The sequence below is a fragment of the Pseudomonas sp. L13 genome, from assembly GCF_009935965.1.
In the GTDB taxonomy this organism is placed as follows: domain Bacteria; phylum Pseudomonadota; class Gammaproteobacteria; order Pseudomonadales; family Pseudomonadaceae; genus Aquipseudomonas; species Aquipseudomonas lactis.
The window spans coordinates 12,619-38,014 of sequence record NZ_QODJ01000003.1 but is presented as its reverse complement, the minus strand read 5'-3'; the positions used below and the strand labels follow the sequence as shown (position 1 = coordinate 38,014).

At 60.5% G+C, this 25,396-nt stretch carries 20 protein-coding genes; 6 read left to right on the top strand and 14 right to left on the bottom strand.

Annotated elements, in window-relative coordinates; all coding sequences use genetic code 11:
• Positions 1-260 precede the first annotated feature (260 nt).
• Positions 261-881, top strand: a complete 621-nt coding sequence (locus tag DK871_RS03030) for a BON domain-containing protein (RefSeq protein ID WP_034127006.1) — start codon at positions 261-263, stop codon at positions 879-881.
• 295 nt (positions 882-1,176) lie between these two features.
• Here the strand turns inward: DK871_RS03030 and DK871_RS03025 are convergent, their stop codons facing one another.
• From DK871_RS03025 to dksA, 13 genes are all read right to left on the bottom strand, one after another.
• The gene (locus DK871_RS03025; RefSeq protein ID WP_161903936.1) at positions 1,177-4,098 is read right to left on the bottom strand and encodes a DUF748 domain-containing protein; all 2,922 of its coding nucleotides are present in this window, start codon (positions 4,096-4,098) and stop codon (positions 1,177-1,179) included.
• Positions 4,099-4,186: 88 nt separating this feature from the next.
• Positions 4,187-5,203, bottom strand: a complete 1,017-nt coding sequence (locus DK871_RS03020) for a class I SAM-dependent rRNA methyltransferase (protein WP_161903935.1) — start codon at positions 5,201-5,203, stop codon at positions 4,187-4,189.
• A gap of 92 nt (positions 5,204-5,295) precedes the next feature.
• On the bottom strand, positions 5,296-7,233 hold the full coding sequence (gene acs, locus DK871_RS03015) for an acetate--CoA ligase (RefSeq protein ID WP_161903934.1): 1,938 nt from the start codon (positions 7,231-7,233) through the stop codon (positions 5,296-5,298).
• A gap of 105 nt (positions 7,234-7,338) precedes the next feature.
• Entirely contained in the window at positions 7,339-9,003 is a 1,665-nt protein-coding gene (gene pgi / locus DK871_RS03010; RefSeq protein ID WP_003194166.1) for a glucose-6-phosphate isomerase, read from the bottom strand.
• A gap of 225 nt (positions 9,004-9,228) precedes the next feature.
• A complete protein-coding gene (panC, locus tag DK871_RS03005) occupies positions 9,229-10,080 on the bottom strand; it encodes a pantoate--beta-alanine ligase (protein ID WP_161903933.1) in 852 nt (283 codons plus the stop codon).
• The gene (gene panB, locus DK871_RS03000) at positions 10,077-10,877 is read right to left on the bottom strand and encodes a 3-methyl-2-oxobutanoate hydroxymethyltransferase (protein WP_161903932.1); all 801 of its coding nucleotides are present in this window, start codon (positions 10,875-10,877) and stop codon (positions 10,077-10,079) included. The genes panC and panB overlap by 4 nt, the downstream gene beginning before the upstream one ends.
• Positions 10,878-11,239: 362 nt before the next feature.
• Positions 11,240-11,725, bottom strand: coding sequence for a 2-amino-4-hydroxy-6-hydroxymethyldihydropteridine diphosphokinase (gene folK / locus DK871_RS02995; RefSeq protein ID WP_161903931.1), 486 nt, complete (start codon positions 11,723-11,725; stop codon positions 11,240-11,242).
• Between the two features lie 2 nt (positions 11,726-11,727).
• Positions 11,728-13,131 (bottom strand): polynucleotide adenylyltransferase PcnB, encoded by a 1,404-nt coding sequence (locus DK871_RS02990; protein WP_003194157.1) that lies wholly within the window; start codon positions 13,129-13,131, stop codon positions 11,728-11,730.
• A gap of 696 nt (positions 13,132-13,827) precedes the next feature.
• Positions 13,828-15,264: a sigma-54 dependent transcriptional regulator gene (locus DK871_RS02985; RefSeq protein ID WP_161903930.1), complete on the bottom strand. Its 1,437-nt coding sequence runs from the start codon at positions 15,262-15,264 to the stop codon at positions 13,828-13,830.
• Between the two features lie 22 nt (positions 15,265-15,286).
• Positions 15,287-18,241 carry a sensor histidine kinase gene (locus DK871_RS02980; RefSeq protein WP_003194154.1) on the bottom strand — a complete coding sequence of 985 codons (2,955 nt, stop codon included), beginning with the start codon at positions 18,239-18,241 and terminating at the stop codon, positions 15,287-15,289.
• The gene (locus tag DK871_RS02975) at positions 18,225-18,401 is read right to left on the bottom strand and encodes a hypothetical protein (protein ID WP_003176118.1); all 177 of its coding nucleotides are present in this window, start codon (positions 18,399-18,401) and stop codon (positions 18,225-18,227) included. Before DK871_RS02975 ends, DK871_RS02980 begins: the two co-directional genes overlap by 17 nt.
• Positions 18,402-18,463: 62 nt before the next feature.
• Positions 18,464-19,351 (bottom strand): tRNA glutamyl-Q(34) synthetase GluQRS, encoded by an 888-nt coding sequence (gene gluQRS, locus DK871_RS02970; protein WP_161903929.1) that lies wholly within the window; start codon positions 19,349-19,351, stop codon positions 18,464-18,466.
• 84 nt (positions 19,352-19,435) lie between these two features.
• Positions 19,436-19,879 (bottom strand): RNA polymerase-binding protein DksA, encoded by a 444-nt coding sequence (gene dksA / locus DK871_RS02965; protein ID WP_003194150.1) that lies wholly within the window; start codon positions 19,877-19,879, stop codon positions 19,436-19,438.
• Positions 19,880-20,199: 320 nt separating this feature from the next.
• Here dksA and DK871_RS02960 point away from each other — a divergent pair, with 320 nt between their 5' ends.
• Together DK871_RS02960 and sfsA are read left to right on the top strand one after the other, a co-directional pair.
• Positions 20,200-21,372 carry a pyridoxal phosphate-dependent aminotransferase gene (locus DK871_RS02960; protein ID WP_161903928.1) on the top strand — a complete coding sequence of 391 codons (1,173 nt, stop codon included), beginning with the start codon at positions 20,200-20,202 and terminating at the stop codon, positions 21,370-21,372.
• The gene (sfsA, locus tag DK871_RS02955) at positions 21,372-22,085 is read left to right on the top strand and encodes a DNA/RNA nuclease SfsA (protein WP_161903927.1); all 714 of its coding nucleotides are present in this window, start codon (positions 21,372-21,374) and stop codon (positions 22,083-22,085) included. Before DK871_RS02960 ends, sfsA begins: the two co-directional genes overlap by 1 nt.
• Here the strand turns inward: sfsA and DK871_RS02950 are convergent.
• A complete protein-coding gene (locus DK871_RS02950; RefSeq protein WP_161903926.1) occupies positions 22,082-22,399 on the bottom strand; it encodes a Rieske (2Fe-2S) protein in 318 nt (105 codons plus the stop codon). The two genes, sfsA and DK871_RS02950, sit on opposite strands and share 4 nt — an antisense overlap.
• A 156-nt stretch (positions 22,400-22,555) precedes the next feature.
• On the opposite strand from DK871_RS02950, the gene DK871_RS02945 reads away from it, so the two are divergent.
• From DK871_RS02945 to DK871_RS02935, 3 genes are read left to right on the top strand one after another with little or no spacing between them, the layout of a single operon-like run.
• Positions 22,556-23,434, top strand: coding sequence for a hemin ABC transporter substrate-binding protein (locus tag DK871_RS02945; protein ID WP_161903925.1), 879 nt, complete (start codon positions 22,556-22,558; stop codon positions 23,432-23,434).
• On the top strand, positions 23,431-24,468 hold the full coding sequence (locus tag DK871_RS02940; protein ID WP_161903924.1) for an iron ABC transporter permease: 1,038 nt from the start codon (positions 23,431-23,433) through the stop codon (positions 24,466-24,468). The genes DK871_RS02945 and DK871_RS02940 overlap by 4 nt, the downstream gene beginning before the upstream one ends.
• Complete coding sequence (locus DK871_RS02935) at positions 24,468-25,235, top strand: heme ABC transporter ATP-binding protein (protein ID WP_161903923.1); 768 nt, start codon at positions 24,468-24,470, stop codon at positions 25,233-25,235. Before DK871_RS02940 ends, DK871_RS02935 begins: the two co-directional genes overlap by 1 nt.
• Positions 25,236-25,396 lie beyond the last annotated feature (161 nt).

Below are 25,396 nucleotides of genomic sequence, written 5' to 3'. Positions count from 1 at the left end.
TCGGAGTCCTTTTTTTATGGGCGCAAGAAAATGAAGCAGAATCAGCTGTTTAGCGCTGCCCAAAAGCCGCAACTTGCATGCAGGCACGATGCGCTTCATGCAAGTTGCACGATTTCGAAAATACGCTGTTTCTATAACTCATTGTTTATAAAGAGATTTAATCTGTTCGGCGACTTGGCACACTGCCTGCAATATCCCTGGTAGCGCTGCAGCATGAAGGTTTACGTCTGCAGACTTTTAATAAAACAGGAGTTACTCGTATGAAGAAGTTCGCTCTCGCTACTGCTACCGCTCTGACCCTGGCCATGGGTGCTAACGTAGCCTTTGCTCAGACTTCCCAAGCCCCTATGACTTTGGCGGCCGGTGAAGCGACCAAGGCTAAGGAAAGCGTTTCGGATACTTGGATCACCACTAAAGTCAAAGCTGACCTGCTGACCGAAAAAGGCATTCCAGGTTCGGACATCAAGGTTGAAACCAACAAAGGTGTGGTTTCCCTGTCCTCCGACGTCGCTATCTCCGATTCGCAGAAAGCCACTGCTGTAGCCATCACCAAGAAAATCAAAGGCGTGACTGCGGTTTCTGCTGACGGCCTGCTGGCTGGCGGTGCTACCAAAGCTGACGGCATCGACAAAACCAAAGGCGCTGCCCACGACGCTAAAGAGACCACCAGCGATACCTGGATCACTACCAAAGTGAAGGCTGACCTGGTAACTGAAAAAGGCATTCCTGGCACCGACATCAAGGTTGAAACCAACAAAGGTGTTGTATCCCTGTCGTCGCCTACCGCTGTGACCGCTTCGCAGAAAGAAACGGCTGTAGCGATCACCAAGAAAATCAAAGGCGTTAAAGCTGTCTCGGCCGATGGTCTGAAAGCAGAGTAACGCTGAACGTTTCGTTTGAACTGAATAGCGGCGGCTTAGGGTGAGCTAGATATCCACCTGACGCACCTCTGGAGTTCATGCGACCGACCACACGGATGTGGTCATTACAGGCCCCGGCACTTGTGTCGGGGCCTGTTCTATTTCAGGAGGGCTCAAGCCCCAAGGCCGGTGTAGGAGCGAGCTTGCTCGCGAAGAACCCGCAGGCGCTGCGCTCATTCAGGATGCCCGCGTTATCGTTGGCGTTTTTCGCGAGCAAGCTCGCTCCTACAGAGGGTTGTAGTGCGTTAGCTATCGGTTACTCAGCATCCAGGTGCATGGGAGTGACTACCCGACCATCTTTCTCCGCCTGCCCCAGTTGCGCATCTATGAAGTACACGCGGTCGTCTTCCAACTGGCCCTTGTCTACCAAGTAGTCCTTGATAGTGCTGGCTCGGTCCTGCCCCAGCTGGCGCAGTAGCACGTCACTGCCACTCCAGAACTTGATCACACCGTCCTTGAGCTTCGCCGAGCGCTCATCGCTGCTCAGGTCTTTCCATTCGGCGGGTGGTTGCTGTTTGAGACGGGTACGGTAGATGCCTTCCAGCAAGGGGGCTTTTTCCTTCTCCGGCACTTCAAGCAACGAGGCCTGGGCCGGGACTTTGTCGCCACGACGCTGGAGGATCTTGTAATAGTTGTATTGGTATTCACGTTCCAGTCGCTGTGCGGCCAGGAACGGCCCGTCGCTGCTGGCAGCGGCTGTGCCTTCAATTTCCAGGCGCAGGGCAGGGCGTTCTTTCAGCGCCTTGGCCAGGGTGTTCAGAGCGCCTTCGGCGTCTTTGTTCAGCTCACTGGAGCCTGCGGCGAACGACACATTGCCCAAGTCTTCGGAGCCACCCCCGGTGACCAGCCCGCCAATGAACTTGAAGGGCGCAGTTGCCGCGCGCACCACGAGGTTACGCAGGGTCTGCCACACAATCGGCATCACGCTGAATTGTGGGTTGTTCAGGTCGCCGCTCACCGGCAGTTCGATGGAGATCTTGCCGTCGGAGTCCTTGAGCAGGGCGACAGCCAGGCGAATCGGTAAGTCGACGGCATCGGAGCTGTCGACTTTCTCACCCAATTGCAACTGCTCGACCACCACTTTGTTTTCAGCCTTCAACTGGCCTTTGGTGATCACGTAGTGCAGATCGAGATTCAGGCGGCCCTTGCGGATGCGGAAGCCCGCGAACTTGCCTGAGTAAGGTGTCAGGTTGGTCAGCTCGACACGCTTGAAGCTGGTGGCGATGTCCAACGCGGCCATCGGGTCAAACGGGTTCACGCTGCCTTTGATCGTCACTGGCGCGTAACGGTCCACCTTGCCCTTGATGTCGACGCTGGCCGGTTTGGCCTGGCGACTGTCGATGGTGCCAATCTGGCCGTTGAGCTGTTGAATCGCGGTGGCAAAGTTGGGTGTGAGGCTAAAGTCAGCAAAGTTGGCCGAACCGTCGTTGATCGCGATCTGGCCGATATGAATGCCCAAGGGCTTCTCGTTACTGGCGGCAGGTTTGGCGGCCGACTTGCTGCCGCTGTCGGCGGGCTGCGGGATCAGCAGGTCGTCGATGTTGGTGGTGCGATCTTCGTTGATCATGAAGCGCGCATACGGCTGCAACAGGTTGACCTTGTCGATCGACAGGCTTTGGCCGTGCTGGTAGTTCAGGCCTTCCAACACCAGGCGCTGCCATTTGAGGAAGTCGCGGGTCTTGAGGGTGTCCAGGGTATGCAACTGGTCAACCTGGGCGCGGCCGGTGACCTGGAGGGCCAGTGGCTCGGTGCTTTTGAGGTTCACGTCCAGGTTGCTGCCCAGCATGCCGCTGCGCAATTCCAGGCGAATAAACGGGCTGATATAGGCCTGGGCGACACGCAGGTCGATGTCCTGGGTGTTCACTTTCAGCTTGGCGCTGACGGGGTTGAGGTTAACCTCGCCGGTTGCCTGGATCTTGCCTTGTTTGCCCAGGCCGGTGTCGATCTTCAAGGCAAAGGGGCTCTGGTTGAGGCTGTCGAAGTTCTGTACATCGACATTCAACGGGCCCAGCTCCAGCGCCACAGCCGGTTTAGCCTGGCGGTCGGCCAGGTGCACCTGATAGTTACGCAGTTGCACATCCTTGAGCAGCACTTGCCACGGCTTGCTCGGGGCAGCCGGTTGCGCCGAAGGCGCGTCAGCAGTGGTTGGCTCCGGTGCCTTGGCCGGCTTGCTCGGTTGGCTGGCGAATAGTTTTTGCCAGTCCAATTGGCCATCGGCCTCACGGGCGGCCCAGGTTTCCAGCTTGTTGCTGCGGATCTTGCCGATAACCACCTGCTGCTTGGCCAGGTCTACCGTGGTTTCGCTGACGTCCAGGCGTTCCAGGCGTGCCAGTGGCCGGCCATCGGGGGCCTTGATCGCAAAGGGGGCGATGCTGGCGGCGGTGTTGGTCAGGTTCAGCTCGGTCTCTTTGGCCAGGCTGAATTTGTAGTCGGTACTGAAGTTGAGCACCCCGTCTTCCAACACCAGTGGCAGTGCGTCACGTACATACGGCCACCAGGCTTTCATCTTGCCGTCGGTAACCTTCAAGGTGCCTTCGGAGGTGATCGGTACCAGGCTGAAGTTGCCTTTCCAGTCGATCTGACCCCCTTCGGGGCCGGCGGCGACCAGGGTCATGTCGGCATTGTCGTCGGGCAAGGTGCTGAGGTTTTTCAGCTCGAAGTCGAGTTCGTCGTAGAGGAATTCGATGGGTTCGCTGGGGCGCAAGTCCTGGAAGTGCAGGTTACCGCCCGCCAGCTTGATGCTGTCGATACGCAGTGGGAACGGCTTGGCATCAGGATCGGCCGGGGTTGGCTCGCTCGGTGGCAGTTTGAACAGCTGCGCCAGGTTCAGTTGGCCGGACTTGTCGAACAGCAGTTCGGTCTTGGGCTTGTCCAGTTGCACATCGGCCAGGTGCAGGGCGCGGGTCCAGAGGCTGTCGACCTGCAGGTTGGCGTAGAGACGCTCGAAACCTACTTGCTCTTTGCCTGGCTCACCGATCTTCAGGCCCCACAGCGTCAGTTCCAGGCTGAAGGGGTTGAGTTCGATGCGCTCGATCCGCGCCGGTACCGTGGCGTAATTGGCCAACTGTTGGTTGGCAATGCGAAGGGCGATGCCGGGTAATATCAGAAAGCCCAGCAAGCTGTACAAAGCAAGGGCGGTCAACAAGGCGCCTACGGCGCGGATCAATCCTTTGGGCATGGGTGAACGCCATCTATGTCGAACGAGAGTGCCTTGGAGTATGGCACGGGAATTCGGTTCCGAAGAACCGTGGGTGCTGGGAAACTTCCTACAGTTGCAGGATCAGGGTCTTCAGCGGAGGCTGTTGGTCTTTGGAGGGAAAGTCGGCCCCAGGTGTCATCACTTGCCACTCGCGTACCGGGCGCCCGGCTTTTTCTGCACAGCGCAGCACCTGCTCACGCCAGTCCTCCATGCTGACCTTTGCCAAGTTGTTGCAGCAAATCAGCACGCCATTGTCGGCGGTGGCCAGCAGTGCGGGTTTGAGCAGGCTTTGATAGTCGCGCAACAAATCGACGGTGCCGAAAGCGCTCTTGGCCCAGGCGGGAGGATCGAGCAGTACCAGGTCGTACTGGCGCTGTTCCAGGCGCGGATAGCTCGGCAGCTTCTGCCCGCGACGCTGGGTGATCGGCAGGCCCGCCAGTTGGCGAATCGCCGGGAAGTAGTCGGACAGCACAAACTCCATGCTCGGCAACTGTGGGTTGAGCTGGCCGTTTTCACGCCCCACCGCCAGGTTGCCCTCGGCAAAATCCAGGTTGCACACCTCGCGCGCGCCGCCCGCTGCTGCGCTCAAACCTACGCCGCAGGTATAGGCGAACAGGTTCAGCACGCTTTTGCCGTCGCTGTGGTCCTTGACCCAGCCCCGGGTGTTACGCAGGTCGAGGAACAGCAATGGGTCTTGCCCGCCGTGGCGCCCACGCACACGGTAATTGAGGCCCCACTCGTGGCCGACCAGGTCTTCCAAAGCCCCCGGCTCCGCGCGGTACACCGTGTCTTCGCGGTCGATGCGCGAGTTGCCGCGGGCACGGTCGTTGTACACCAGCAACAATTCCAGGCCCATGTATTGGTTGATCAGTTGGTGCAGGTCCAGCAAGTCTGCCGTTTCCAAGGACTGGTGGAAGCTTTGTACCAGCAATTGCGGGCCGTAGCGGTCGATGGTCAAGCCACCGGCGCCTTCCTGGCTGCCGTGGAACAGCCGATAGCAGTCCGTACCCTGGGCGTGCAGCGTGTTGATCAGGTCTTGGCGGTGATCGAGGGCGGCGCGCAGCGCCTGATTCAAGGGAGTCATGGAGCGCGCCTTGCTTGCAGATGAATAAGAAAAAGGGGGCGCGAAGTTTAACAGCTAACCCCGGCCTGCACAGGCCGGGGATTATCCTGGCGCTACCGGTTGAGGCGTTTGTCGATCAAACCGTCCACCACGCTGGGGTCGGCCAGGGTCGAGGTGTCGCCCAGGCTGTCCAGTTCGTTGCAGGCGATCTTGCGCAAGATGCGCCGCATGATCTTGCCGGAGCGGGTTTTCGGCAGGGCAGGCGCCCATTGGATCAGTTCCGGTTTGGCGAAGCTGCCAATCTCCTTGCTGACCAACTCCAGCAAGTGCTTTTTCAATTCGTCGCTGGGTTCGACGCCATTCATGGGGGTGACAAAGGCGTAGATGCCCTGGCCTTTGACGTCGTGGGGATAGCCCACCACAGCGGCTTCGGCGACCTGATCATGCAGCACCAGGGCACTTTCCACCTCGGCGGTGCCGATGCGATGGCCCGAGACGTTGATCACATCGTCGATGCGCCCGGTGATCCAATAGTCACCGTCTTCATCGCGCCGTGCGCCGTCCCCGGTGAAGTAGTAGCCGGGGTAGGGTTTGAAGTAGGTGTCGATCATGCGCTGCGGGTCGCCATAGACGCTGCGAATCTGCCCCGGCCAGCTGGCCTTGATCGCCAGGACGCCACTGCCGGCGCCACTGATTTCCTTGCCCTGTTCATCGAGCAACACCGGTTGTATGCCGAACATGGGCTGTGTCGCGCAGCCCGGTTTGATGCGCTGGGCGCAGACCAGCGGGCTGAGCATGATGCCGCCGGTTTCGGTCTGCCACCAGGTATCGACAATGGGGCAGCGCTGTTCGCCCACGGCGTTGAAATACCAGTCCCAGGCTTCCGGGTTGATCGGCTCACCGACGCTGCCCAGTAGGCGCAGGCTGGTGCGGGATGTGCTCTGCAACGGGCCGTGGCCTTCACGCATCAGGGCGCGCAGGGCGGTGGGTGCGGTGTAGAAGATATTCACCTGGTGTTTATCGATGACCTGCCAGAAACGCGAACTGTCCGGATAACTCGGCACGCCTTCGAACATCAGCGAGGTGGCGCCATTGGCCAGCGGGCCATAGACGATATAGCTGTGGCCGGTGACCCAGCCCACGTCGGCGGTGCACCAGAACACTTCGCCCTCTTGATAGTCGAGCACGTACTTGAAGGTCATCGCCGCTTGCAGCAGGTAGCCAGCGGTGGTGTGCAGCACGCCTTTGGGTTTGCCGGTGCTGCCGGAGGTATAGAGGATGAACAGCGGGTCTTCGGCGTCCATCGGCTCGGGCGGGCAGTTGTCGCTGGCGGCGTCTAGGGCGGCTTGGTACTTGAGGTCGCGGCCTTCGTGCCAAGTCACGCTCGCTCCGGTGCGCTCGACCACCAATACCGTGTTGACGTTCGGGCAACTGGCCAGGGCTTTGTCGACGTTCTGCTTCAGCGCCACGGGCTTGCCACCGCGTACGCCCTCGTCGGCGGTGATCACGGTGCGGCAATCGGCGTCGAGAATGCGGTCGCGCAACGCGTCCGGGGAGAAACCACCAAACACCACCGAGTGCACCGCGCCGATTCGCGTGCAGGCCAGCATGGCGTAGGCCGCTTCGGGGATCATCGGCATGTAGATACACACGCGATCACCTTTGTTCACGCCACGGCTTTTCAACACATTGGCCAGGCGGCTGACGTTTTGGTGCAGTTGACGGTAAGTAATCGTGCAGGATTTTGACGGATCATCGCCTTCCCAGATGAAGGCCGGCTGATCGGCGCGTTGCGCCAGGTGGCGGTCGATGCAGTTGTAGCTGACATTCAACTGACCACCGGCAAACCATTGGGCGGCACCGGTGTGGATGTCTGACTGCTGGACGCTGTGCCAGGGTTTTATCCAGTCGAGAAAGCCCTTGGCCTGTTCGGCCCAGAAGGTGTCTGGCTGGTCGATGGATTGGCGATAGAGGCGCTGGTAGTCCTCTTGACTGAGTTGCGCAGCCCGGCGGACGGCATCGGCGGTGGGAAAGGTGCTGATATCGAACATGAGCGCTCCTTATACTTGTTTTTGCGACAAGTCATAAAGATGCACCCTGGGGCGGGAGGGTTCAAGGCCAACGTCCAAACACACGTTGGCCTTGAACGCACGGCCTCAGCCGCGGTGACGACCGCGGAAGTAGTTGATCAGGCCCTGGGTCGAAGCGTCTTCGGCCAAGGTTTCTTCGGCGCCGGTCAGGCGGTTGTACACGCCTTTGCCCAGCTCCTTGCCCAGTTCCACGCCCCATTGGTCGAAGGCATTGATGCCCCACACCACGCTCTGCACGAACACCTTGTGTTCATACATCGCCACCAATGCGCCCAGGCGACGCGGGCTGATGCGCTCGACCACCAGGGTGTTGCTCGGACGGTTGCCCGGGATCACCTTGTGCGGTGCCAGCTTCTGTACTTCGGCTTCCGGCAGGCCCTTCTCACGCAGCTCGGCTTCGGCCTCGCTGCGGGTCTTGCCGAGCATCAGCGCCTGGCTCTGGGACAGGCAGTTGGCGTACAGCCACTGATGGTGGTCGGACACCGGGTTGAAACTGACGATCGGCACAATGAAGTCGGCCGGGATCAGTTGAGTCCCTTGGTGCAGCAACTGGTGGTAAGCGTGCTGGCCGTTGCAGCCTACGCCGCCCCAGATCACCGGGCCGGTATCGGTGGACACAGGCGTGCCGTCCTGGCGCACGCTCTTGCCGTTGGATTCCATGTCCAACTGCTGCAAATGCTTGGTGATGTTACGCAGGTAATGGTCGTACGGCAGGATCGCATGGCTCTGCGCACCCCAGAAGTTGCCGTACCACACGCCCAGCAAGCCCAGCAGCACGGGCATGTTGGCTTCGAACGGTGCGTTCAGGAAGTGCTGGTCCATGGTGTAGGCACCCGACAGCAGTTCCTTGAAGTTGGACATGCCGATGGCCAAAGCAATTGGCAAGCCGATGGCCGACCACAGCGAGTAGCGCCCACCGACCCAGTCCCACATCGGGAAAATGTTCTCTTCGCGGATACCGAACGCCACGGCCGCGGCGTTGTTGCTCGAGACGGCGATGAAGTGGCGATACAGCTCGGCTTCCGAGCCCCCCTGGGCCAGGTACCAGGCGCGGGCGGCCTGGGCGTTTTTCAGGGTTTCCAGGGTGTTGAAGGATTTGGACGAGACGATAAACAGCGTGGTCTCGGCGCGCAGCTTCATGGTCAGTTCGTGGAACTCGCTGCCGTCGATGTTCGCCAGGTAGTGGCAACGCACGCCTTTGTGGGCATAGGACAGCAGCGCTTCGGAGACCAGCTCCGGGCCGAGGAACGAGCCACCGATGCCAATGTTCACCACGTCGGTGATCGGCTTCTCGGTGTAGCCACGCCACAGGCCGTCGTGAATACGGCCGACCAAGTCAGTGATCTGGTTCAGCACCTTGTGCACGTCCGGCATGATGTTCACGCCGTTGACCGACAGCTTGTCGCCCACCGGGCGGCGCAGGGCGGTGTGCAGGGCAGGGCGGCCTTCGGAGGAGTTGACCGGTTCGCCAGCGTACTGCGCGTCGATCGCCGCCTTGAGATTGACTTCCTTGGCCAGGCCCACCAGCAGGTCGCGGGTTTCGCTGGTGATCAGGTTTTTCGAGTAATCGAGGAAAAGTCCGCAGCTGCTCAAGGTGAACTGGGAAAAACGCTGAGGATCGGCATTGAACGCCTCGCGCATGCTGAAATCCTGCATGGCTTGGCGATGTTGAACAAGCGCTTGCCAGGCGGGCAGCGCGGTAACGTCATGAGGGGTGCGGTAGTACGCCATCGCTGCGGGTTTCCTTTTTATTACGGGGACTGCCTTTAGGACACTTCAAAGCCCGGAACATCCAGTCTTATTGCAAGGATTGGGTTCCAGACAGCGCTAACCATAGCGCAGGGCAGTTACATTAAACCTAGCGTGTGGATATGTCTTGGCTTTGTCTGCGCTGTGGCCGGTACTTTTTTATACCGGCACAGCCGTCGGGGCAACAGGTTGAGGGTAATGCGGGGGTCAGGCGAGGTTCAGGTGCAGGTTATCGATCAGGCGTGTGGCCCCCAGATAAGCGGCGACCAGGATCACCACATCACGATCTTCAGCCGTGGCCGGGCGCAGATGCACGCCTTGGCGCACTTCCAGGTAGTCCATGCGCAGCCCAGCGGCTTCAATCTGCTGGATGTGCTCGGCGCGCAGTCTGGCGAAATCATGATCACCGCCTTCGATGGCCGTGGCGATCTGGGTGAGGGCACGGTACAGCACTGGTGCGACCGCCCGTTGCTCCTCGGTGAGGTAACCGTTGCGTGATGACAGCGCGAGGCCGTCTTCTGCGCGCACGGTGGGCTCGCCGATGATCTGGATCGGCATGTTCAGGTCGCGGACCATGGCGCGAATCACCGCCAACTGCTGGTAGTCCTTCTGGCCAAATACGGCCATGTCCGGCTGCACCATGTTGAACAGCTTGCTGACCACCGTGGCCACGCCTTCGAAGTGCCCTGGGCGGCTGGCACCGCACAAGCCTTCAGACAGTTGTGGCACGCTGACGCGGGTCTGGCCGTTCATGCCATCGGGGTACATTTCTTCGACCGTGGGCGCAAACAGCAGGTTGCAACCGGCCTGCAGGAGCTTTTCCTGGTCGGCGGCCAATGTGCGTGGGTATTTGTCCAGATCTTCGCCAGCGCCGAATTGCAGCGGGTTGACGAAAATGCTCGCGACCACAAAATCCGCTTGCTGCGCGGCCTTGGTCACCAGGGTGGCGTGGCCGCTGTGCAGGTTGCCCATGGTGGGCACAAAGCCGATGCGTTTGCCTGCGTTGCGGGCGTGGGTTACGGCGGCCCGCAGTTCGCGGACGGTTTTAACGGTGTTCATGCCGAGAATCCGTGTTCAACGCTTGGGAACGTCACGTTTTTCACTTCGCTGACGTAGGCGCTCAGGGCGGCGTGGATGCTGTCCTGGCCGGCCATGAAGTTCTTCACGAACTTCGGCACGTGGCCGGTGATCGACAGGCCGAGCATGTCGTGCAATACCAGCACCTGGCCGTCAGTGGCGGAACCGGCGCCAATCCCGATCACGGGCACTTTGACGGCCTGGGTGATTTCGGCGGCCAGTTCGCTCGGCACGCATTCCAGCAGAATCATCGCAGCACCGGCTTGCTCCAGGGCGATGGCATCGGCGCGCATCTGGCGGGCCTGGGCTTCATTGCGGCCCTGGACCTTGTAGCCACCGAGGATATTGACCGACTGCGGCGTCAGCCCCATGTGCGCACACACCGGCACACCGCGCTCGGCCAGCAGCCGGATCGACTCGGCCAGCCATACGGCACCTTCGACTTTGATCATGTGCGCGCCGGCCTGCATCAGCTTGCCGGCGTTCAGGAAGGTTTGCTCAAGGGTGGCGTAACCCATGAACGGCAGGTCCGCGATGATAAAGGCGCCCTTGTTGCCACGCTTGACGCTGGCGGTGTGGTAGGCGAGTTCATCGGTGGTCACGGGCAGCGTGCTGTCATTCCCTTGAAGAACCATGCCCAGGGAGTCGCCCACCAGCAGCACTTCGACGCCAGCCTGGCAGCTGGCGTGGGCGAAGGTGGCGTCATAGCAGGTCAGCATGGTGATTTTTTCACCTTTGAGCTTGAGGCTCTGCAAGGTGGTCAGGGTAATGTCTGGCATGAAAGGGTCCTCGTTCAGGCGCTTGGAAACAGCGAGTAACGCGCGTGAGTCTTCGTTTATACAGGCGCACTGTCTTGAAAGCAGTGCTTATAAGGCCTGGATTGCGCCCTGTCGCGCCGGGTTGGCGGCAGCGGGACGCCTATAGTCGTGAGGAGGACACGGGAAGTCAATTGGATGTGTTACCGCATTGTTACGATGGCGGTGTTACCGCTGTTACTGACGCGATTGCGCAACGTGTGCGCGGTATTACGGCAAAGAAGATCAAAGGTGGGAGCTGGCTTGCCTGCGATGGCATCCACTCGGTGTGGCTGATACACCGAGTGGATGCCATCGCAGGCAAGCCAGCTCCCACATTGACCGAGTCATTCTTGAGGGAGGCGTTCCAGGCCGACGAACGGGCAGGCGGTGAGCAAGTCGCTCAAACGCTGGCCGTCAGGCAGATGCATACCGGCCGGCGCCAGCTCAGCCAACGGATACAGCACAAACGCGCGCAGATGCATCTGGTAGTGCGGCACTTTCAGGCGCGGCTCGTCGATCAGGCGATCACCGAACAGCAGGATATCCAGGTCCAAGGTGCGTGGGCCCCAGCGTTCCAGGCGTTCGCGGCCCTGATCGTTTTCGATGCCTTGCAGTGCATCGAGCAAGTCCAACGGTGCCAGGTGGCTGTCCAGCGCCGCAACGGCGTTGGTGTAGCGCGGCTGGCCTGGCAGCAGTGAATCGCTTTGGTAGAAAGCGGACACACCGGCGAGCTGGGTGCCAGGCAATTGCGCCAGCGCCTGGATCGCGCTGCGCAATTGTTGGTGCGGGGCAGCCAGGTTGCTGCCCATGCCGATGTAGATACGTTCCACGTTTATTCGCCCGCGGCGCCCGAGGCATCGGCACTGCTGCGTTTACGCTTGGTGCCGCTGCGGCGACGCTTTTTCGGGCCTTCACCGGCGCTATCGCCTTTGCTGCCCAGTTCACGAATCATCTCGCGGCGCTGGCTGTCATTGGCGTCCTGATAGTCGGTCCACCATTCGCCCAGGCCATCGGTCTGTTCGCCGGCGCTTTCACGCAGCAGCAGGAAGTCGTAGCCGGCACGGAAACGCGGGTTGTCCAGCAACAGATCGGCGCGCTTGCCGCTGCGGCGTGGCAGGCGCTCCTGCATGTCCCAGATCTCGCGGATCGGCATGGTGAAGCGTTTGGGGATGGCGATGCGTTGGCACTGTTCGGCGATCAGCTCGTGAGCTGCTTCCTGCATGGCCGGGATCGGCGGCATGCCACGGTCCTGCAAGCGCAGTACGCGTTTGGGCAGGGCCGGCCACAACAAGGCGGCAAACAGGAACGCCGGGGTCACCGGCTTGTTCTGCTTGATGCGCAGGTCGGTGTTGATCAGGGCTTCGCTGATCAAAGTGTGGGTGTACGTCGGGTTGTACTCCAAGGCCTCGGCACTGGCCGGGAACAATGGGTCGAACAACTGCAAGTCCACCAGCATTTCAAAGGTGTCGGCGGCATAGCCCGAAAGGAACAGCTTGAGCACTTCCTCAAACAGGCGCGCCGAGGGGATTTCCCGCAGCATCGGCGCCAGTTCGCGAATCGGCGCGGCGGTGTGCTTTTCGATGCCGAAGTTGAGCTTGGCGGCGAATCGCACGGCGCGCAGCATGCGCACCGGGTCTTCCTGGTAGCGCTGCGTCGGGTCGCCGATCAGGCGGATCAGGTTGTTGCGGATGTCGTGTACGCCGTTAGCGTAATCGAGGATGCGCTCGCTGACCGGGTCGTAATACAAGGCGTTGATGGTGAAGTCGCGACGTTGCGCGTCCTCTTCCAGGGTGCCATACACGTTATCGCGCAGGATGCGCCCGCTCTCGTTGCGGGAAGACTGGTTGGTGTCTTCTTCTTCATCGTTTTGCGGGTGACCGGCGCGGAAGGTCGCGACCTCGATGATTTCGCGACCAAAGTGGATATGCACCAGCTTGAAGCGCCGGCCGATGATTCGTGCATTACGAAACTCGGCACGCACTTGTTCAGGCGTGGCGCTGGTGGCGACGTCGAAATCCTTGGGCGTGATGTTGAGCAACATGTCGCGTACGCAACCACCCACCAGGTAGGCCTGGTAGCCGGCGTTCTGTAAACGTTCGACGATGTTCACGGCATAACGGCTGAATTGAGCGCGCTGCAGCGAATGCTGGCTGCTATTGAGCACTTCAGGCGTGCTGCGTTTGTGTTGCGTTCGACGCAAGGGAGAACGGAATGACTGGAACAACTTCTTCAGCATGGGATGCACTGTTTGAAGGAATGTTCGGCCATAACGAAGAATGACCGCATGATGGGCGGGGATTCTAGCATTTAGTCGGGGGATGGTGTAGGAACAAGCTAAAGGCATTGCGCCATAAGCGTTTGAAGGTCAAAACCCGGAAACTACAAGGGGAGCCGAAGCTCCCCCAGAAGTAGTTGCGTGCTCTATTTTTATTATTGGTGTCGGGCTTCTTGTTTTTGTTGATCGCCCTCGCCACGAAGCTTCACCTTCATGACACTCCCAATCGGGAGTCAAGAGCAAACGGATTGCTTTGGTCGCTGTGTTGCTGATCTACGATCCAACCAGTTCAGGCTCTGCCTTAGGGCAGTTTTTGTTGTTCTCGGCCTGGTTGCGGGGCAAGCCCCAAATGCAACGCCTCTCCAAAAGAATCAGTTAGCTGCGCCTCCGCCGTGTTGTTTTTGTTATGCGTGAGTCGATTCGTCTTATTTTTATTGTCTTGTACAAAGCTTGTTATTGTTTTTGTACTAAGCATATAGCAGGGTGCGTGCCAACTTTTGCGCCGGCCAGCAAAACCGGGGGGTTGGGCTGGTTTCGCAAGATTGAGGGCCAAAAAAAGCCGGGGCTTCGTTACCGTAAGCCCCGGCTTTTGTTACGTGAAAAGTCAGCGGTAACAGTTTTTTCACATCAACAGGTGTTACCTGTGGGGCTGCGCCCTCAGCTTTCGCTGGCCACCCCGGTCTTGCGCCGTGGAATGCCCAGGCGCTGGCGCCGTTCCCACAGGCATTTGCGACTCACGCCCAGCTTGCGCGCCAGCTCGGTCTCGGTCATATGGTCCTGATGCTCGAGCACGAAGTGCTGGAAGTAGTCTTCCAGTGACAAATCTTCCGTCGGTTCATGACTGGTATTGCTACCGCTGCCCTGCTGCGGGGCCAAGCCGATGAAATCGTCGTCATCCAGGTCGCTGAGTTCAATGTCGATGCCCAGCAACTCGGCGGAAATCTCCGGGCTCTCCGACAGGATCACCGCGCGCTCGACGGCGTTCTCCAGCTCACGCACGTTCCCTGGCCACGAGTAGTGACGGATCGCCTGCTCGGCGTCTGCGGCAAACTTCAGGTCGGTGCGGTCAATGCGTGCGCCTTGGCGCAACAGGAACGCGTTGGCGATCTCGTTGACGTCGGCGCCACGCTCGCGCAGGGCCGGCAATTTGAGCGCGATGACATGCAGGCGGTAATACAAGTCCTCGCGGAACTGGCCGATCTTGGCCAGGCTCTTGAGGTCTCGGTGTGTCGCTGCGATCAATCGAACATCGACCTTCTGCGATTGCACCGAACCCACGCGACGAATTTCGCCTTCCTGCAGCACGCGCAGCAATCGCGCCTGGGCTTCCAGGGGCAGCTCGCCAATTTCATCGAGGAACAAGGTGCCGCCGTCCGCCGCTTCTACCAGGCCCGCACGGCCGGCGCTGGCGCCGGTGAACGCACCTTTCTCGTGGCCGAACAGCTCGGACTCGATCAGGGATTCGGGAATAGCCGCGCAGTTCACCGAAATCATCGGCGCCTTGGCGCGCTTGGACAGGTTGTGCAGGGCGCGGGCCACCAGTTCTTTACCAGTGCCCGATTCGCCCTGGATCAATACATTGGAGTCGGTCGGCGCCACTTTGCGGATCTTGCTGTACAAGTCTTGCATCGGTGGGCAGGAGCCGATGATGCCGATCTCGCCGTTGCTGTTGTCGACACCCGGTTTTTCGCCGGCGCTGGCCTTGCCGGTGGGGCGCTGCTCGGCCGGCGCGCTGCTGGCCGACACACGGTCACGCAGGATGCGCGCCACGGCCTGGAGCATCTCATCGTGATCGAAAGGCTTGGCGATGTAGTCCACCGCGCCCATCTTCATCGAGTCCACCGCCGAGCGCAGGCTGGCGTAGCTGGTCATGATCAGCACCGGGGTGCCCTGGCCCAGCTTGATCAGCTCGGTGCCCGGGGCGCCGGGTAGGCGCAGGTCGCTGACAATCAGGTCGAACGTGGGAATGCTGAATCGCTCTTGGGCTTCCTGCACCGAGCCGGCTTCGCTGACCTGGTACTGATTACGTTCAAGCAGGCGTCGCAAGGCAGAGCGGATAATGGTTTCGTCTTCGACGATCAAAATGTGCGGCATTGATTCAATTCTCTCGACGGTCTCAGTTCACAGCGGACGTCGCTTCGACATGACGCGGCAAGGTCACCCGGATACGGGTGCCGCGTTGGCTTTGTGTGTCAGCCGGGCTGTCGATGGTGATTTGTCCATAATGCTCTTCAACGATGGAATAGACCAGTGCAAGGCCCAGACCGGTACCTTCACCGGGGTCCTTGGTGGTGAAGAAGGGTTCGAACAATCGGTCCATGATGTTCTGTGGAATGCCGCTGCCTTCGTCTTCCACGATCAGGTCGACCGTGTGCTCGAAAGCCTCGCTCTTGACACGTACAGCACTGCCGGCCGGCGACGCGTCGCGGGCGTTGGACAGCAGGTTGATCAGCACTTGGGCCAGGCGTTGTGAGTCGCCATCGACCCAATGGTCCGGATCGCACAGGTTAAAGAACTGTACTTCGAAATTGCGCCGGTTCAAGGCCAACAGCCCAATGGCATCCTGCGCCACTTCGGCCAGGCACACCGCTTCGTCCTGATTCTGATGGGCGCCGGAGTGGGCAAAGCTCATCAACGACTGGACGATGCGCGAAACCCGCTTGGTCTGTTCGAGGATCTGCCCGCTGATTTCGGTGATTTCCCCATCTTCTTCGCGCTCTTCGCGCAGGTTTTGCGCCAGGCAGGCGATACCGGTGATCGGGTTGCCGATTTCATGGGCCACGCCGGCCGCCAGGCGCCCGATACTGGCCAGGCGTTCGGAGTGCACCAGCTTGTCTTCGAGCATTTGTGTATCGGTCAGGTCTTCCACCAGCAGCACCAGGCCGCTGTTACCGGGTGCCAAGGGTTCATCGATGGCGGCTTTGTGCAAGTTGAGCCAGCGGGTCTGGCCGTCGAGGGCCAAGTGTTGCTTGTGCAAGTGCTCGTCCGGCAGGTTGATGAAGCCTTGCAGCAGCTCTTTCCATGGATCGCCCAGGGTGTTGAGGCGCGAACCCACCACCCGTTGGGCGGCGATACCGGTGAGTTCTTCCATGGCCTTGTTCCACATCAGGATTTCCTGGTCCTTGGCCAGGGAACACACGCCCATCGGCAGTTCCTGCAGGGTTTGGCGGTGGTAACGGCGCAGGGCGTCGAGTTCGGCGGCCAGGCCGGTGAGGCGCGAGTGGTAATCCTCCAGCCGGCTTTCGATGAAGTGGATGTCTTCGGTGACATAGTTTTCGCCACCGGCCTTGTAGGGCAAGAAGGTTTCCACCATGTCCTGGGACACGCTCGGCCCCATCAACCCGGACAGGTTGGCTTCGATACGGTCACGCAGGCGACGCAGGGCGTAGGGGCGGCGTTCGTCAAACGGCAGATAGAGGTCGCGCAGCGCCTGTTCGACTTCCTTTTGTGCGGCCTTGGCGCCCAGGGGCTTGGCCAGTTGCGTGGCGAACTCTTGGGGCGAGGCTGCGTGCAGTTCGCGGCGTTGCGGGCGGCGCACGTTATCCACCGCACAGGCTTCGGCGGCGCTGGTTTCTTCGGCACTGGCGTTGGTGAACAGCGAGATCAGGGTAAACATCAGTACGTTGGCGGCCAGCGAGGCGATGGCTGCCATGTGCCAACTGGTGTCGTCCAGCACGTAAATCATGTTCAGCAAAGGGATATAGAAGCCCTGCAGGTTGCCGACCAGCGGTAGCAGCATGGTCACGGTCCACACCAGGATCCCCGCCAGCAGCCCGGCAATAAAACCACGGCGATTGGCGGTCGGCCAGTACAGCACCGACAATACGCCCGGCAGGAACTGCAAGGTGGCGACAAACGCGACGATGCCGAGGTTGGCCAGGTCTTGCCCGGCGCCCAGCAGCAGATAAAACGCATAGCCGGCCATGATGATCGCGACGATCAGCGCGCGTCGGGTCCATTTCAACCAGCGGTAGATATTGCCCTCAGCCGGCGGCTGGTACAGCGGCAGTACCAAGTGGTTGAGCGCCATGCCCGAGAGTGCCAGCGTGGTGACGATGATCAACCCGCTGGCTGCCGACAACCCACCGACATAGGCCAGTAGCGCCAGAGCCGGGCTGTTGGCAGCAATACCGATGCCCAGGGTGAAATACTCGGGGTTGGTGGTGGCCCCCAGTTTCAGGCCTGCCCACAGGATCAGCGGCACCGCCAGGCTCATCAGCAGCAGGAACAGCGGCAAGCCCCAGCTGGCGCTGACCAGCGAGCGCGGGTTGAGGTTCTCGGTGAAGGTCATGTGGTACATGTGCGGCATCACGATCGCCGAGGCGAAGAACACCAGCAGCAGCGTACGCCATGGGCCTTCCTGCAAGGGGGTATGCAAGGCGGCGAGGGCGGTCTGGTTTTGCAGCAGCCACAGCTCCAGCTGTTGCGGCCCGTCGAATACGCCGTAGAGCGCATAAAGGCCAACGCCGCCAATGGCGATCAGCTTGATGACCGACTCAAAGGCAATCGCAAACACCAGGCCCTGGTGTTTCTCGCGGGTGGCGATATGGCGAGAACCAAAGAAGATGGTGAACAAGGTGATCAGTGCGCAGAAGGCCAGGGCAACCCGATGTTGCACGGGCTCGCGGGTCAGGATGCTGATGGAATCGGCCACCGCCTGGATCTGCAGGGCCAGCAGGGGCAGCACGCCGATCAGCATGAAGATGGTGGTCAGCGCACCGGCCCAGGTACTGCGAAAGCGAAAGGCAAACAGGTCTGCCAGGGAAGACAGCTGGTACGTCCGGGTGATTTTCAGGATCGGGTACAGCAGCACTGGCGCCAGCAGGAACGCGCCCGACACCCCAAGATAACTGGAGAGAAAACCGTAGCCGTACTGATAGGCCAGCCCCACCGTGCCGTAGAACGCCCAGGCACTGGCGTACACGCCCAGGGACAAGGTGTAGGTCAATGGATGGCGAATGATCGCCCGCGGAATCATTCCGCGCTCACTGATCCAGGCCACGCCGAATAACGCAGCCAGGTAGGCGGCGCTGATCAGCAGCATCTGGGTGAGACTAAAGCTCATCGGCATCTTTTTGGCTCTGCAGGATGAAGGTCACGACGATCAGGATCAGCCATAGCAGATAAGGGCGATACCAGGCGCCCGTGGCGTCGATCCACCAATCCATGATGGCGGGGGAGAACAGGTAGATCCCGACGACCAGCAGCAGGACCAAACGATAGATGTACATGTTGGCCTCTGATTAAAAATCTGCCGCGATGTTAACGGATGGCTGGCAACCTGCAAGCGCCTTCAACTCAATTGCGCTTCGGCCAGGGTCAGTGTGCGCGGGATGCGGGTGGCGTCCCAGTGCGCAATGCCCCAATCCAGCAGTTCTCGTGGGCTGGCGTGCAGCAGCTGCGCGTCAGGCTGTTGGCCAAGGGCGCGCAGTGCTCTTAGCAGCAAAGGCGTGGCCTGGTCGGCTGTCAACGGTGGAGATCGGTAGGACTTGCCCAGCTTGTTGCCGTCTGGCTGCACGATCAGCGGCACGTGCAAGTAACGGGGTTGGCGCAGGCCGAGCAGCTCTTGCAGGTACAGCTGGCGCGGTGTGGAGTCGAGCAGGTCGGCGCCGCGCACGATATCGGTTATCCCTTGCCAGGCGTCGTCGAGCACCACCGCCAGTTGGTAGGCGTAGAGGCCGTCGCGGCGACGGATGATGAAGTCGCCGGCATCGCGGCCCAGATGCTGCCGGAACTCGCCTTGGACGCGGTCGGTAAAGTGATATTCCAACTCGGGCACGCGCAAGCGGATGGCGGCGTCTTGCTGGGCGTGGCCGGCATTGCGGCACAAGCCTGGGTAAACCCCGTTGTAGGGCTCCAACTGCTTGCGCGAGCAGGTGCAGGCGTAGGCCAGGCCGTGGTTGAACATATCGTTCAGTACTTTGGCGTAGGCATCATGCCGCTCGCTCTGGCGAACCAGTTCGCCATCCCATTCAAAGCCGTAGCTTTCCAGCGCATGCAGAATCGCCGCCTGGGCGCCGGGCTCTTCACGGGGAGGGTCGAGGTCTTCCATGCGCATCAACCATCGCCCCTGGTGGGCGCGCGCATCGAGGTAGGAAGCAAGGGCGGCAACCAGGGAACCGAAGTGCAAATGGCCGCTGGGTGTGGGGGCGAAACGCCCAATATAGGTAGAGGCTGTCATGGCCCGGATACTACTGCATAACCGGTAAACGCCAGAAACAAAAATGGAGCGTTCGCACGCTCCATTTCGTTCAACTCGACAACGTTACTTGCCGACCTGTTTTTCCTTGATTTCAGCCAAGGTCTTGCAGTCTACGCACAGGTCCGCGGTTGGGCGGGCTTCCAGTCGGCGAATACCGATTTCGACGCCGCAGGATTCGCACCAGCCGTATTCTTCGTCTTTGATCAGTTGCAGGGTCTTGTCGATCTTCTTGATCAACTTGCGCTCGCGGTCGCGGGCGCGCAGTTCGAGGGCGAACTCTTCTTCCTGGCTGGCACGATCGGCCGGGTCGGGGAAGTTGGCCGCTTCATCCTTCATATGGTCAACCGTACGGTCGACTTCCTGCATCAAGTCCTGTTTCCACTTGTTGAGGATCTTGGTGAAGTGCTCGCGCATGGGCTCGCCCATGTACTCCTCGCCCTTTTTTTCGACATAGGGTTCGAAGCCGCCGAGGCCTTGAGTCTGCTGTTGCTTTGCTTGGGTGGACATGAATAGACCGCCTCTCACTCTTCTAATCCATTGCGCAGGATTGCAACGTCACCGACACCTGCCGGCCCTGCGGCTGCAAGCGGGCGAACTTACCAGATAGATTCAGGGTGCGCTACTCCCGGTTGTCGAGGTCCAGGGCAAAGGGGATGCAAACCGCAGCAGCCCGCCATGACTGGGTATGTATCGCCTCGAATGTTGATTTTAGCTGTTTTACGAGCGCGCGCAGGGTGCACTTGCAGCCCCAATCAGGCAATAGAGCATGTTTTACCGTGAGGGTTCGGTAGAATCCAGATTTTGTCCTCACCGTCTAAGGAAGGCTAATGGCTCAGCCCTACAGTGCGCGCAGTCGCGCCATCGAACCTTTTCATGTCATGGCGTTACTGGCGCGTGCCAATGAGCTGCAGGCCGCCGGTCACGACGTGATCCACCTGGAAATCGGCGAGCCGGATTTCACCACCGCCGAGCCGATCATCCAGGCCGGCCAAGCCGCGTTGGCAAACGGTAAAACGCGCTACACCGCCGCCCGCGGCTTGCCCGAATTGCGCGAAGCCATCAGCGGTTTCTACCAGCAACGCTACGGTTTGAGCATCGACCCGCAGCGCATTCTGATCACCCCCGGTGGCTCCGGTGCGTTACTGCTGGCCAGCAGTTTGCTGGTGGATCCGGGCAAGCATTGGCTGCTGGCGGACCCAGGCTACCCCTGCAACCGACACTTCCTGCGCCTTGTGGAAGGCGCGGCGCAATTGGTGCCGGTCGGCCCAGACGTACGTTACCAGTTGACCGCCGATCTGGTGGCCAGGCATTGGGACCAGGACAGTGTCGGTGCACTGGTGGCGTCGCCGGCCAACCCCACTGGTACGATTCTCACTCGGGGCGAGTTGGCTGGGCTGTCGGGCGCCATCAAGGCGCGCAACGGGCACCTGGTGGTCGACGAGATTTATCACGGACTCACCTACGGCACGGACGCCGCCAGTGTGCTGGAAGTCGATGACGACGCCTTTGTCCTGAATAGTTTTTCGAAGTATTTCGGCATGACCGGCTGGCGCCTCGGTTGGCTGGTGGCGCCCCCTGAAGCGGTGGGCGAACTGGAGAAATTGGCGCAGAACCTCTACATCAGTGCGCCAAGCATGGCCCAGCATGCCGCGTTGGCCTGTTTCACCCCGCAAACCATGGAGATCCTGGAGCAGCGCCGTGACGAGTTTGGCCGCCGTCGTGACTTCCTGCTGCCGGCTCTGCGTGAGCTTGGGTTCGGTATCGCGGTAGAACCCGAAGGCGCCTTCTATCTGTATGCCGATATCAGCGCGTTCGGCGGCGATGCCTTCGCGTTTTGCCGTCATTTCCTCGAAACCGAGCATGTGGCCTTTACGCCCGGGTTGGATTTTGGTCGCTACCAGGCGGGGCACCATGTGCGTTTTGCCTACACGCAAAACCTCGATCGGTTGCAAGAAGCGGTAGAGCGAATTGCCCGTGGTTTACGGAGCTGGCAAGGCTGATGCGTTTTAATCCTCCTCTTGAAGAAGGCCGGCTGATCCGCCGCTACAAGCGCTTTCTCACCGATATCGAAACCGTTACCGGCGAGTTGCTCACCATTCACTGCCCTAACACCGGTTCGATGCTCAATTGCATGGTCGAAGGTGGCCAGGTCTGGTTCAGCCGCTCCACGGACCCCAAGCGCAAGTTGCCGGGCACCTGGGAGATTGCCGAAACGCCCCAGGGCCGGCTGGCGTGTGTCAACACCGCGCGTGCCAATCAGTTGGTGGAAGAAGCCTTGCTGGCTGGTGTGATCACTGAGCTCAATGGCTTTACCGCGTTGAAGCGTGAGGTGCCTTATGGCCAGGAGAAAAGCCGCATCGACTTTCGCCTGGATTACCCCCAGGGCGCTGCGTTTGTCGAGGTCAAAAGCGTCACCCTGGGCTTTGATGGCAGCTCGGTGGCGGCTTTCCCCGATGCGGTGACGCAGCGCGGGGCCAAGCACTTGCGTGAGCTGGCGCACCTGGCACGCGACGGTATACGGGCCGTGCAGTTGTATTGCGTGAACCTGTCGGGGATCGACGCGGTGCGCCCGGCGGTGGAAATCGACGCCGGTTATGCGGCGGCGCTACGTGAGGCCAAGGCAGCAGGTGTGGAGGTGTTGGCCTATGGCGTACAGGTCACGCCGCAGGAGATATACGTCGAACGTCGGCTGAAGGTGCTGCTGGGCGACTAGAGATCGACCCACAATCCCTGTTCGTCTTCGCGGCCGGGCAGGGCGGTGAGGCTTTGGCCTGCGCAAGGCCCGGCGATGCACTCGCCGCTTTCAATCAGGAACAGCGCGCCATGGGTGGCGCATTGGATCAGGCTGGCGCTGTCGTCGAGGAAGCGATCAGGTTGCCATTCCAGCGGGATGCCGCGATGGGGGCAGCGGTTGAGATAAACGTAAGCAATGCCGTCCCGGCGCACTGCCAACAGCTTGTGGCCATCGATATCAAAACCGCGGCTGCTGTTGGGGATGAGGTCGCCCGAGGCGCAGAGAAACTTCATTTCAATCCTTAAGTGCCTTGACGTGCAAATGCAAACAATTATCAAATGCCCGCTTCGCCCGTCAGCTGACTGGGTGCTCAATACGATGCATGGCAGGGGTAATCTGTCACATCAATGAGTGCTTGAGTGGCCCTGCCCTAGGAAGGAAACCCTGTTATGCGCCTGAGTACCAGTGCTATTGCGCTTGTTGCCTCACTGCTGGTCAACCCTGGGGTGCATGCCTCCGAACTGCCGCAACGCTGGGTCAGTGCCGGCGGTGCGCTGTCGGAATGGGTGACGGCCCTGGGCGGTGAGTCTAAGCTGGTGGGGGTAGACACGACCAGTCTGCATCCGGCGTCGCTCAAGGCCTTGCCGAGCATCGGTTATCAGCGGCAGCTGTCGGCCGAAGGCATTCTCAGCCTGCGCCCGCAAATCCTTGTGGGTACGGAGGAAATGGGGCCGCCGCCGGTGCTGGCGCAGATTCGCAGTGCCGGCGTGCAGGTGGATATGTTCTCGGCCCATCCGGATTTGCCCACGCTCAAAGGCAACCTTGAACACCTGGGGAAACTGCTCGGCAGTGAGGCTAAGGCTGATGCCTTGTTTGCCGGGTATGAGCAGGCGCTGGCGCAGCAGAAAAACTGGGTGGCCAAGGCCCAGGCTACGCAGAAGGCTCCAGGCGTGTTGTTGCTGCTCGGCCATGCCGGTGGCAAACCGCTGATCGCCGGCAAGGACACGGCCGCTGACTGGATGTTGCAGCAGGCTGGTGGGCGTAATCTGGCCACGCACACCGGCTATAAACCGTTTTCCGTCGAGTCGCTGGCGGGTTTGAGCCCTGAGGTGCTGGTGTTTGCTGATCGCGCGCTGAGCGGGGACGCGGCGCGTGCTGCCATGTTCAAGGAAAATCCGATCCTTGCCTCTACGCCGGCAGCCAAGAGCGGCCGCGTCGTTGAGCTGGATCCGACGTTGTTGGTAGGCGGCCTGGGGCCTAGATTGCCGCAAAGCCTGGAGAAGCTGTCTGCCGATTTTTATCCGTCCCAGCCTAAGCCTGCCCCATGACCACTCTGGTTAAGCCAAAAACGCTGTTTATCGGGCTCTCGCTGCTGTGTGTATTGGCGATCTGGCTTTCATTGGCACTGGGGCCGGTCAGCCTGCCGTTAGTGGACACGCTCAGGGCTGCGCTAAAACTGATGGGCGTACCGATAGAGGCCCAGGGGTTGGAGCAGGCCGAGTTGATCCTGGGGCAGATTCGCCTGCCACGGACCCTGTTGGGGCTGGCGGTCGGCGGTGTGCTGGCGTTGTCGGGTGTGGCGATGCAGGGGCTGTTCCGCAATCCGCTGGCCGATCCTGGGTTGGTAGGGGTATCCAGCGGTGCCGCGCTGGGGGCGGCGGTGGCGATTGTCGGTGGCTCGTTCTTTGGCGGGCTGCCGGATGCTTTCGGGCCATACCTGTTGTCGCTGTGTGCATTCCTTGGTGGCTTGGGCGTCACGGCGCTGGTCTATCGGTTGGGGCGTCGCAATGGCCAGACCAATGTCGCGACGATGTTGCTTGCCGGTATCGCGCTGACGGCCCTGGCCGGTTCTGCGGTGGGGCTCTTTACCTATTTGGCTGACGACGCCACCTTGCGCACCCTGACGTTCTGGAACCTGGGCAGCCTCAATGGCGCAAGTTACTCGCGGTTGTGGCCCTTGCTGCTGGTGAGTGTGGGCGTGGCGCTGTGGTTGCCGCGCCGGGCCAAGGCGCTGAACGCGCTGCTGTTGGGTGAGTCTGAGGCCAATCATCTGGGTATTGATGTTGAAAGGCTCAAGCGTGAGCTGGTGTTCTGTACGGCTTTAGGCGTTGGCGCTGCAGTGGCGGCGGCGGGCATGATTGGTTTTGTCGGGTTGGTGGTACCCCATCTGGTGCGGTTGCTGGCGGGGCCGGATCATCGGGTGTTGTTACCGGCCTCGGTATTGGCGGGGGCGAGCCTGCTGTTGTTTGCGGACCTGGTGGCGCGCCTGGCGTTGGCGCCGGCGGAACTGCCGATTGGTATTGTCACTGCGTTTATCGGTGCGCCGTTTTTCCTCTATTTATTGTTACGAGGGCGCGCCTGATGTTGCGGGTAGAAGCTTTGCAGATCCGGCGTGGTGGTAAAACCGTGCTGGCCGATATCACCTTGGACCTGTTGCCGGGCGAAGTGCTGGGCGTTCTGGGCCCCAATGGCGCCGGCAAAAGTACCTTGCTTGGGGCGCTGTGCGGGGAGTTGCAGCCGGATCAGGGCAAGGTCTGGCTGGATCAGCAGGCGCTCAAGCACATGACCGGCGCGCAGCGTGCCCAGCGCCTGGCGGTGCTGCCACAATCTTCCACCCTGGATTTTGCCTTCCGTGTCGAAGAGGTGGTGGGCATGGGCCGCTTGCCCCATCAGACCGGGCGGGTGCGTGACGACGAAATCATCAGCGCGGCGCTGAACGCGGCGGATGTAGGCCACCTGAGTGGCCGCAGTTACCTGGCGTTGTCCGGCGGCGAGCGGCAACGTGTGCACCTGGCGCGGGTATTGGCGCAGTTATGGCCGGGTGAGGCAGGGCAGACGTTGTTGCTGGATGAGCCTACGTCGATGCTCGACCCTCTGCACCAACACACCACCTTGCAAGCTATCCGACATTTCGCCGACAGAGGCGCTGCGGTGCTGGTCATCCTGCATGACTTGAACCTGGCAGCGCGTTACTGCGACCGGATCCTGTTGCTGGAAAACGGCCGCCCTCACGCGTTGGATACGCCCTCCCAAGTCTTGCAACCTGAGCCGCTCAAGGCTGTATTCGGTCTGGATGTGCTGGTACAGCCGCATCCGGAGCGTGGGCATCCGCTGATCATTGCGCGCTGAGGCCGGTTAATTCGCGGGCAAAAAAAGACCCGGCAAGAGCCGGGTCAAATAACCGTGATTAGCCTGATGAGGAGATAATCTGAGAGTCCGAACCAATGGTCTTTCAGTTATCGGCTGATCTCGCGACCAGTTGTGATAATCATAACGATTCTCATTTGAGA

What these genes read in the sequence shown, in the direction of transcription:
- sfsA (WP_161903927.1), top strand. Translation starts at nt 21,372, where the DNA reads ATGCGTTTTAATCCTCCTCTTGAAGAAGGCCGGCTGATCCGCCGCTAC.
- dksA (WP_003194150.1), bottom strand. Translation starts at nt 19,879, where the DNA reads ATGTCCACCCAAGCAAAGCAACAGCAGACTCAAGGCCTCGGCGGCTTC.
- DK871_RS02985 (WP_161903930.1), bottom strand. Translation starts at nt 15,264, where the DNA reads ATGCCGCACATTTTGATCGTCGAAGACGAAACCATTATCCGCTCTGCC.
- DK871_RS02975 (WP_003176118.1), bottom strand. Translation starts at nt 18,401, where the DNA reads ATGTACATCTATCGTTTGGTCCTGCTGCTGGTCGTCGGGATCTACCTG.
- DK871_RS02950 (WP_161903926.1), bottom strand. Translation starts at nt 22,399, where the DNA reads ATGAAGTTTCTCTGCGCCTCGGGCGACCTCATCCCCAACAGCAGCCGC.
- gluQRS (WP_161903929.1), bottom strand. Translation starts at nt 19,351, where the DNA reads ATGACAGCCTCTACCTATATTGGGCGTTTCGCCCCCACACCCAGCGGC.
- DK871_RS02960 (WP_161903928.1), top strand. Translation starts at nt 20,200, where the DNA reads ATGGCTCAGCCCTACAGTGCGCGCAGTCGCGCCATCGAACCTTTTCAT.
- DK871_RS03020 (WP_161903935.1), bottom strand. Translation starts at nt 5,203, where the DNA reads ATGACTCCCTTGAATCAGGCGCTGCGCGCCGCCCTCGATCACCGCCAA.
- DK871_RS03025 (WP_161903936.1), bottom strand. Translation starts at nt 4,098, where the DNA reads ATGCCCAAAGGATTGATCCGCGCCGTAGGCGCCTTGTTGACCGCCCTT.
- DK871_RS02990 (WP_003194157.1), bottom strand. Translation starts at nt 13,131, where the DNA reads ATGCTGAAGAAGTTGTTCCAGTCATTCCGTTCTCCCTTGCGTCGAACG.
- panB (WP_161903932.1), bottom strand. Translation starts at nt 10,877, where the DNA reads ATGCCAGACATTACCCTGACCACCTTGCAGAGCCTCAAGCTCAAAGGT.
- DK871_RS03030 (WP_034127006.1), top strand. Translation starts at nt 261, where the DNA reads ATGAAGAAGTTCGCTCTCGCTACTGCTACCGCTCTGACCCTGGCCATG.
- DK871_RS02980 (WP_003194154.1), bottom strand. Translation starts at nt 18,241, where the DNA reads ATGCCGATGAGCTTTAGTCTCACCCAGATGCTGCTGATCAGCGCCGCC.
- DK871_RS02935 (WP_161903923.1), top strand. Translation starts at nt 24,468, where the DNA reads ATGTTGCGGGTAGAAGCTTTGCAGATCCGGCGTGGTGGTAAAACCGTG.
- panC (WP_161903933.1), bottom strand. Translation starts at nt 10,080, where the DNA reads ATGAACACCGTTAAAACCGTCCGCGAACTGCGGGCCGCCGTAACCCAC.
- acs (WP_161903934.1), bottom strand. Translation starts at nt 7,233, where the DNA reads ATGTTCGATATCAGCACCTTTCCCACCGCCGATGCCGTCCGCCGGGCT.
- pgi (WP_003194166.1), bottom strand. Translation starts at nt 9,003, where the DNA reads ATGGCGTACTACCGCACCCCTCATGACGTTACCGCGCTGCCCGCCTGG.
- DK871_RS02940 (WP_161903924.1), top strand. Translation starts at nt 23,431, where the DNA reads ATGACCACTCTGGTTAAGCCAAAAACGCTGTTTATCGGGCTCTCGCTG.
- DK871_RS02945 (WP_161903925.1), top strand. Translation starts at nt 22,556, where the DNA reads ATGCGCCTGAGTACCAGTGCTATTGCGCTTGTTGCCTCACTGCTGGTC.